Origin of the sequence: Peribacillus sp. NPDC058002 (genome assembly GCF_042886655.1) — a bacterium.
GTDB classification, from domain to species: domain Bacteria; phylum Bacillota; class Bacilli; order Bacillales; family DSM-1321; genus Peribacillus; species Peribacillus aracenensis.
Genome location: NZ_JBHVQU010000172.1, coordinates 1 through 7,795 on the forward strand (window position 1 = coordinate 1; position 7,795 = coordinate 7,795).

General features: G+C 33.0%; 8 protein-coding genes and 2 pseudogenes. 5 read left to right on the forward strand and 5 right to left on the reverse strand.

The features are described 5' to 3' along the window. Positions 1–460 precede the first annotated feature (460 nt). Complete coding sequence (locus tag ACFVSH_RS20345; protein ID WP_387707536.1) at positions 461–871, forward strand: hypothetical protein; 411 nt, start codon at positions 461–463, stop codon at positions 869–871. A gap of 964 nt (positions 872–1,835) precedes the next feature. On the opposite strand, the gene ACFVSH_RS20350 is transcribed toward ACFVSH_RS20345, so the two are convergent. Then, complete coding sequence (locus ACFVSH_RS20350) at positions 1,836–2,150, reverse strand: hypothetical protein (protein WP_387602755.1); 315 nt, start codon at positions 2,148–2,150, stop codon at positions 1,836–1,838. A gap of 432 nt (positions 2,151–2,582) precedes the next feature. Here ACFVSH_RS20350 and ACFVSH_RS20355 point away from each other — a divergent pair. The 3 genes and pseudogenes from ACFVSH_RS20355 to ACFVSH_RS20365 all read left to right on the forward strand — a co-directional run bounded on the left by ACFVSH_RS20355 (position 2,583) and on the right by ACFVSH_RS20365 (position 4,304). Then, positions 2,583–3,253: pseudogene (locus tag ACFVSH_RS20355) on the forward strand (response regulator). A 351-nt stretch (positions 3,254–3,604) separates the two neighbouring features. Then, positions 3,605–3,772 (forward strand): hypothetical protein, encoded by a 168-nt coding sequence (locus ACFVSH_RS20360; protein ID WP_387707538.1) that lies wholly within the window; start codon positions 3,605–3,607, stop codon positions 3,770–3,772. 187 nt (positions 3,773–3,959) lie between these two features. Further along, positions 3,960–4,304 carry a hypothetical protein gene (locus ACFVSH_RS20365; protein WP_387707540.1) on the forward strand — a complete coding sequence of 115 codons (345 nt, stop codon included), beginning with the start codon at positions 3,960–3,962 and terminating at the stop codon, positions 4,302–4,304. 277 nt (positions 4,305–4,581) lie between these two features. Here ACFVSH_RS20365 and ACFVSH_RS20370 read toward each other — a convergent pair whose 3' ends face one another. The 3 genes from ACFVSH_RS20370 to ACFVSH_RS20380 all read right to left on the reverse strand — a co-directional run bounded on the left by ACFVSH_RS20370 (position 4,582) and on the right by ACFVSH_RS20380 (position 6,412). Then, on the reverse strand, positions 4,582–4,803 hold the full coding sequence (locus ACFVSH_RS20370) for a hypothetical protein (RefSeq protein ID WP_387707542.1): 222 nt from the start codon (positions 4,801–4,803) through the stop codon (positions 4,582–4,584). Positions 4,804–5,221: 418 nt separating this feature from the next. Then, positions 5,222–5,809: a hypothetical protein gene (locus ACFVSH_RS20375; RefSeq protein WP_387602744.1), complete on the reverse strand. Its 588-nt coding sequence runs from the start codon at positions 5,807–5,809 to the stop codon at positions 5,222–5,224. A gap of 81 nt (positions 5,810–5,890) precedes the next feature. Beyond that, positions 5,891–6,412: a hypothetical protein gene (locus ACFVSH_RS20380; RefSeq protein WP_387602742.1), complete on the reverse strand. Its 522-nt coding sequence runs from the start codon at positions 6,410–6,412 to the stop codon at positions 5,891–5,893. A gap of 504 nt (positions 6,413–6,916) precedes the next feature. On the opposite strand from ACFVSH_RS20380, the gene ACFVSH_RS20385 reads away from it, so the two are divergent. Further along, positions 6,917–7,408: a hypothetical protein gene (locus ACFVSH_RS20385; protein WP_387707544.1), complete on the forward strand. Its 492-nt coding sequence runs from the start codon at positions 6,917–6,919 to the stop codon at positions 7,406–7,408. Between the two features lie 68 nt (positions 7,409–7,476). Here the strand turns inward: ACFVSH_RS20385 and ACFVSH_RS20390 are convergent. Next, positions 7,477–7,795: pseudogene (locus ACFVSH_RS20390) on the reverse strand (hypothetical protein); the annotation flags it as partial.

Here is a 7,795-nt window from a genome sequence, read left to right on the forward strand (position 1 = left end):
CCCATCATAAGCAATAGATAACCTAATATAACAGATAAAATAATTGATATTAACAAATACAAAGTAAATTCCCCTTTATTCTATTTATCAGTAAATAAACTTAACCTATTATTACCATAATTATATCACATCTAAAAAATCATTAAAAAAACAACAAAGTTTACGAAAACAGCCTTTTTATTACTAATTCGTCAAAGGAAATATGATTTAAGAAAATTGATAGAGAAACATTAAAGGGTAAAATTCCGGCACAGTGCCCTCTATTCGAATTAGGTCCAGGCGATACTCTAACAGAAGTGATTATACACGGACATTCTTTTTTAGTTCGTACAAATGACTCTAATTTATCCACGAAAGAACAAGTCTAAAAAATTGTACTATCCTGAAAGCTATTCATAACTTTCGTTTTTAAACTAACGGGTGCGTTAGTTCAAGAAGGAATAACAAGGAGTGAGTGGAAATGAGTTTGGCTTCCTATATTGGGTGTAATATAGAAATACCGATTAATGATGATGAATATTCAGATGAATTTTTTTATATTGGCGGTTGTTTTGCCGGTGAGTTTGACTTGCTCAATGTAAAGAAATATCAGTTTACTACTCCTTACGTTTATGAGGTATCAAGTCATTGGGGAATTGAGATTTCAGAATATATGAACCCAAAAACGTGTGCCGAATCGAAAAAGAAGCTAATAGAATTATGTAAAATTATGGACAGTTACCTGGAGAAAGGTGATTTATTTGAACTGTATAGTTGTTGGGTAGGAGAAGAAGCTGAAAAGCGAGATGGTGAGATAACCCTCCTAATCAATAACTTTGATATTGACCAGATTAAAATTCCCGAAAAAACGTTAGTTAGATTTGAAAAATGAATTTTTCTTCTTCAACTAACGGGGCAGTTTAGCTCATTAAGTGTAGTATGTTCGAACTGTGACTTAATAAATTAATAAGTAATTTTTATGAATATAGAGTTTAGAAGCACTGCATTATGAGATTCACTAATCTTTCATTTATTGGTAAAATAAAGAAAGAGGTGAGTTGCTTTTGAAAAAGCTTCCCAGGTATACACAAAGTTTTATCTTCACTCTATTTTTTCTTATTTTGGCTTTAGTTTCATTTAGAGTTTTTCAAAATTCTAAAGCTTTCCCAATCCTTTTTGGTACTTATTCCTTTTTTAACTTAGCTCGTGGTTTATATTATTTAAGGCAAAGACAGACTCAAAGGTAAGACAAATGAGCCCATGCTAAGATTTTTCCATATTCACCGTGCATTTTGGTTCACCATTTAGAAAAATCTTTGAAAATATGAATCAAGATATCCTAATAAGGGGCTTCTGTATATCCGGTCACGTACGACCTTATATGGTTTAGAGGCCATCCTGGCATTTTAGGTAAAGGCGACGGTAAAACCGTCTTTTTTTTTGTCACAAAACTCAACAAGTAGGTGATTTCATGAAAACTTGGATTAAAATACCTATTGGTTTAGTATCAATTCTTTTAATCGCTATGATAATTGGAATTTTAAGCTTTTACTCAATTAGATATTAATTTATTAGTAGGTTTCTATATATATTGGGTAAATCCTTCAATTAGAAATGACTTTTCGATGTTCTGCTGCAGGTCAGTTTTGTTAAGCAAAATCAGTTTGTGAAGAATTGTACTTAAACTAACGGGTGCGGTAGCTGAAGATCAGAGCTGTCTTTAAGGCATCTTTTTCCTTTATGCAACTAAAGGGGCAGGATAATTCAGAAACGTCGCATAAGATCTATAGTGAACAAATAAAAAAAGACAGTGTACCACGCTGCCTCTTGTTGTATGGGTTAAAGAAAACGAAGAATTATTTAAACTTATCTAGTGAAATTATTCTATGTTTTAATTCTGAATTCATATCTAAAACACCTATCACAAATTGATTATCTTCCGTCAATGTTATGTATCTGAAATAATCATCATCAGAAATCAACAAATCGGTGTCATTCGTCATTTTTTCCATTTTGGCAAATACATCTACTGTGTACTCAAGGTGAAAAAAATCATCCAATCCCTTGCTTGAGCTACCTAACCAGGTATACAGAAAATCTTTCAGTGTGATTTGTTCAAGCATCGATAATTGTTTCTTGAATTTTAACTTATCTACTGTTACGTTTATCATCTTTCAACACTCCTTTTAACGAGTATTAATTATATACATTGAAGTCTCCTTCAAACAATGCTATTTGCGTAACAATCCGTTTACAGTTTAGTTACTATACTAAAGGGGCTTGAATAACAATTGAGCTAATACACCTCAAAATCAGCTAATGGTAAGGAAAAAATGATGGTTTATTTGGTTTCAATACCATAGTTCTATAAGGGGTCCCGCCAACATTTTAACGGAAATATACGCTAAGCCTCCAACGATTACCAGCTTGGCGTTTTTTATTACTCTAAGGGATCCTGCCACATCGCCATCAAGCTAAGAAGAAGGATTATCCCCAAAACGAAAAAATATGCTATTCCTTGTAAATGCTGCTGAAAAGAAAATTCCCTATCATTTATAAATTTTAGTGAACAGGCATTTAAATAAATTAGGAGGAAGAAGCCATTGAAGACTAGTATCATCATTATCGATGACCATCAGCTTTTCCGTGAAGGCGTTAAGCGTATATTAGATTTTGAATCAACCTTTGATGTTGTTGCCGAGGCGATGACGGAAGCGAAGCTATGGATCTTGTTAAAACACACAAACCAGATGTTGTTATCCTAGATATCAACATGCAGAATATGAACGGTGTCGAAGCAACTAAAATACTTGTAAACCATTACCCTGAAACGAAAGTCATCATTTTATCGATTCATGATGATGAAAACTATGTACAGCATGCATTGAAAACAGGAGCACAAGGTTATCTGTTGAAAGAAATGGACGCAGATGCGTTAATTGATGCTGTTCGTGTAGTCGCAGAAGGTGGCTCATACCTTCATCCGAAGGTGACAGATAATCTAGTCAAAGAATATCGCCGTTTAGCTGCTGATCGTGATTCAGTACATGCTGTAGAGATCAGAAGACCGCGTCATCTATTGACTCGACGCGAGTGTGAAGTTCTTCAAATTTTAGCAGACGGAAAAAGCAACCGTGCCATCGGCGAAACTTTATACATCAGTGAAAAAACAGTAAAAAACCATGTGACTAACATTCTTCAAAAAATGAATGTAAACGACCGTACACAAGCTGTTGTTCTAGCTATTAAAAACGGATGGGTAGAAGTGAAATAATTTCAACTTATGTTAAGTCCAGCTCTTTAGTTTTCGCAATGCGTGCTGAAGAGACGGGATTTTCTCACGAAACGAGCCTTAGAATCAATTCTAAAGGCTCGTTTTTTTTGAGGTTATATTGGGGTAGGATCAGGAAAATGCGTATATACAACGATAAGCATTCTGATACAAGTCATATGGACATTATGAATTCTATTTTGTAGGTGATTGGAATTGTGTCTAAAAAGGCTCTACTCTATTGAGATTGTGAAAGAATGTACTTAAACTAAAGGGGCAGGATAGTTGAAAAATGAATATGGATTTTTATGGTAAAATAAACTTAAATTATTTTCATTAAGGGGTCTACCTGCTATGAAATTAGATGATAAAAAGAAAAAGGTACAAATGAAATACAGAGAGGAAATAAGGGAAAGGGGAGAATTTGGAAGTAACAGTAAAAAAATGCTTGTTATTGTTACTGCAATTATTATTATTTTAGTTGCATACTGGGCAAACTCCATTATTTTTAAAGCCTTTTAACTGTTTTTAGTTCTTTTAGAAGGCCACCAAATGGTGGCCTTCTGATTGTAAAAAAGAACCCTTAATTAACTAACGGGGCAGTTTAGTTGAACAAGGATAATCCACAATTTGAATAGAATATGTAGATAACAAATAGTTGTTTGGTGTATCGATCCAAATAACAACCTATGAAGGAAGGGTAAGCAAAATGAAGAAAATGTTTGGTTGGACACTTACTTTAGCTACGCTTTTGATAGGTGGAGTCATTTATTATTTCATAATGTTATCCCTATACGAACCATCAAAAGATGCATTTGACTTTCCGGTTCCTAAAAATGCTGAGCTAGTCCAGGAAAATGAACAAGGGAAAAGTTATGATTGGTCAAAAGCATCGGAGGAAAATGGCATACCATTTGGATATGAATTAGTCCTTAAATCGAATGGATGGAAAAAGGGAGAAAGAGAAGGGGCTTCCGTTTTTTACACAAAAGGAAATCATAAAATAGATTTGATTTCTACAACGAAGCATTTAGACATCCTTAAAGTGAATTAATATAAAGGAAATATCTTATTCGGCTAACGGGTGCTTTAGCTTAGGATCAGAGCTGTCTTTAAGGCAGCTTTTTCATATGGAACTAAAGGGGGCAGTTTAGTTCATTAAGCGTAGTGTTAAAGAACTTCGCAGTAAAAAATATGGTACACTATCACCAATACTTGTAAAGGCAGGAATGAAATTGAATATTGGCGATGTATTTTTTCAACTAGTTTTCCTTATTTTTATATTTGGAATAGGTTTAGCTGATTTTATTATTTATCTTTAGAATTAAGCTTTATAAGATCACCTTTAAATCATTTGGATAACTTTTCCAGCCTTTGAAATCGTCAATTAAGTCACTTTGTATATCTTCTTTTCCATTATCTGAAGATATTAAATAATCTTCCCAACTTAAATCATTTTGTGCTCCTTCGATTATATTATCTTCTTCTTCTTCTAATAAACTATCATAATAATATCCAAAAGTGTCAGAAACCTTATCACCCTTATTATGCATTACCTTTTTAGATATCCTCAGCAATACATGAGATTCGTTAATGTTTCCTTCAATTTTTCTTTAAAACAAGGAATAGAAAAACTAGAGAAAATGATTAAAGCTTTAGAACTTAAAAATCAATAATTTTGGGAATGAGAAAATTGAAATCTACTAATTTTATGAACTAGGCGTTTCTCTAAATGAGAACCGTTTTTTTCGTTGATTTAAGATTTAAATATAGAGGTTCATAACTTAAAAGTTATGAACCTCTATATAAGATGTGATAAAATCAGCACTTGTCACTTTGGGCGTTATTTTACACTTGTTTTAAGAGATATTTACTTGACTCAGATTACTAAACTATCTCGTGCGGCTTCAACAACTTCTGTTGTTATTGGGGTAAATAGAAGTATTAGTTTGATGGAACCCTTATTTGTAATTATTTAGTTGTATCATCTATATGAGTAGAATTTGAAGTATCAGGATCAAAGGTATTAAAACTATTTAAATCAATAAAATGAGCAATTGCATCCTTATCTTTGTCAGCTATAATGAGGTTAAAGCCAGATAAGTTATTTTTTATTTTCTCTAATTGTTTTGTCGTTAAATCGATGTTTATTCTGAATTGAGTTTGAAATTTAGTATTATAGCCTTTAGGTTGCTCTGCTAACAATAATTCACTAGTTGTATTATTAAAAATATCGTATAATGCTTCAGGGTACTCAAGTGAAAAGTAAATCTTTTGAGTATTTTCCTGTAAAATTTCGTATATGTCTACATCGATTTCATAATTCATAAGAAAAGTTAATTCCTTATTCTCAGTAATATAATTCATTTCAAAATTTGTTATGCTAAATTTAGGGGGGAGCAACTTGTTTTCTAATGATTTGTTTTTTTGAATAGATGAATTATTCTGTTCAGATTCAATCGGATTATTGCCATTTTTTTCACTTGTCTTTTCTGAAGAATTACACCCCATTAGAAAGGACATACAAATGATAAAAGGACAAATATATTTTAGAAGCATATATTTTAACACCTCTGTATATTAGTAATAAATAAAGACTTCAATGATTATATATTGAAATCTTCAAATCTCGAAATATCATTATTGTTTAACTTTATCGCTCCATGTTGCATAAGTGTAATTAGCAGTTGTAGTTGTTGCATTTGTTAAATTACAAGGTGGAGCAACTTTATAACGAGTTCCAGTGGCTTTTACCCATTTACTTCCTGCAGTTAATTTCCATGATCCCTTTGGAATAGACCAAGTTGTAGAAAGAGTTTTCGTACTATTATATCCATACCCAACATTAGCCGTTATTTTTGCCCCTGTTTGTAGTACTTTAAATGAAGCTTCTCCTCCTATACTTACTGTAGCAGCATGAGAAATTTGTACAGATCTAGTAACACTATCTGTAGCACTACTGTTATTTGTTGCATAATGAGTGAATTCAGTTTTTGTAGAAGTTGTTTTAGATTTATAAGATGTTGTGTACGTTCCTACTTCAGTACAAGCATAGGGTACAATTGCAATAGGGTCTTCACTTGTTTCTGCTTTTGCCTCTGATAATGAAAAACCTGAAAATAATATGAAGCATAAACTTGTTGATAATAATATTTTTGCCACCTCATTATATTTATCACTTCATTGTTAATACTATTCTTGTTTTATTGGAAATACAATGAATAATTAACATTTTTTTCTTAATTTTTTAATGATTTCTTGACAACTTGTTTGTATGATAAGCCTTCACAAAACCTTATCACCCGGTTTAACCATGAACTTAAATTCAAGGGTGATGAAATCCTGCGAATAAGCGAGTATTAGTGAGGAAATCGAATTAAACTGAGGGATTTTTAGAAGCGTAGCTTATTGGAATTTTGTTCATTTACTATTTTTGTAATAACATCTAAAATTTAGTTTTTGAAATTAATGGGCGGTGTAAATTTGTTAACTACTATAAATATTCCAGGATTAATTCTAACTTCTCTTTTCAATGCTAGTTTTGTTTTTACTAAGAAAACTAGTGCAATCTATTAGACGGTAAAACTGTCTTTTTTTTACAGTTTATGTAACCTCTGCAATATGTTTTATGGAACTAAAGGGGCAGGATAATAAAGGAGTGTTTTTTTGAAAAAGGTGTTAATAGGTATTATTAGTATTGTGGTTTTATTTATAGGTTTTTTCTTTTTTCTGAAATTAAATCAACCCTTAGTAGCTTATCCAAGTGCCTCAGCGAATGATAAACAGGTACAACTGGTTTCGGTAGGAAATAAAAGTCCATTTGGGAATATTCAAATTGAAGAAGTTCTTGTCAATGATAAAGTTGTACCCTCCAAAGTGAAATTACAGGTGAGTTATCATCCAAAAGGGTTTATTATCTCTGATCATTTTGATGGCGAAGAAGGTGAATATACCTTCAAAGGATTAGATTCTATAACTCTTAAACCAAAGACTGACCCACAAAAGCAACTCGATAAAGTAAATGCTGGTACTGCAACAGAAGATGATACTATTTATGCCCTTTCGTTAGTGCATGAACATAGTATTGAGAGAGTCATAATTAAATACCACTATTTTGGCATGTCACATGAATTGGTTGTACCCATGGTTGGAATGTGACTAACGGGTGCGTTAGCTGGAGATCGGAGCTGTCTTTAAGGCAGCTTTTTCATATGGGGCAGGTTAGTTTAATAAGGGAAGTTAATCTTCGATGAAGAATAAGTTATGATGGACTCCTTGCCTTTATCGAATGCCAAACCTTTATCTAAACTTTGCTCTTCAATTTCACGAGTGCTGCAACATCCTGTAAGAGATAGGCTGTTTTCGCATACTTTGTTGCTATTTACCAGGTAAAGCGGTGTGGTTGATTTCCCCTCCAGATGCTTGCTTTCAGCGGGGCGGGCGTTGAGCCTCCTCGGCGTAAACGCCTGTGGGGTCTCACCTGTCCCGCAGCTCCCGCAGGAGTCTCGCACTTGCGCTCCAATCAACCTTAAATCGTTTAGTTTT

Excerpts from the sequence above, each read along its gene's own strand:
- ACFVSH_RS20345 (WP_387707536.1), top strand. The coding sequence starts at position 461 with ATGAGTTTGGCTTCCTATATTGGGTGTAATATAGAAATACCGATTAAT.
- ACFVSH_RS20350 (WP_387602755.1), bottom strand. The coding sequence starts at position 2,150 with ATGATAAACGTAACAGTAGATAAGTTAAAATTCAAGAAACAATTATCG.
- ACFVSH_RS20360 (WP_387707538.1), top strand. The coding sequence starts at position 3,605 with ATGAAATTAGATGATAAAAAGAAAAAGGTACAAATGAAATACAGAGAG.
- ACFVSH_RS20365 (WP_387707540.1), top strand. The coding sequence starts at position 3,960 with ATGAAGAAAATGTTTGGTTGGACACTTACTTTAGCTACGCTTTTGATA.
- ACFVSH_RS20370 (WP_387707542.1), bottom strand. The coding sequence starts at position 4,803 with ATGCATAATAAGGGTGATAAGGTTTCTGACACTTTTGGATATTATTAT.
- ACFVSH_RS20375 (WP_387602744.1), bottom strand. The coding sequence starts at position 5,809 with ATGCTTCTAAAATATATTTGTCCTTTTATCATTTGTATGTCCTTTCTA.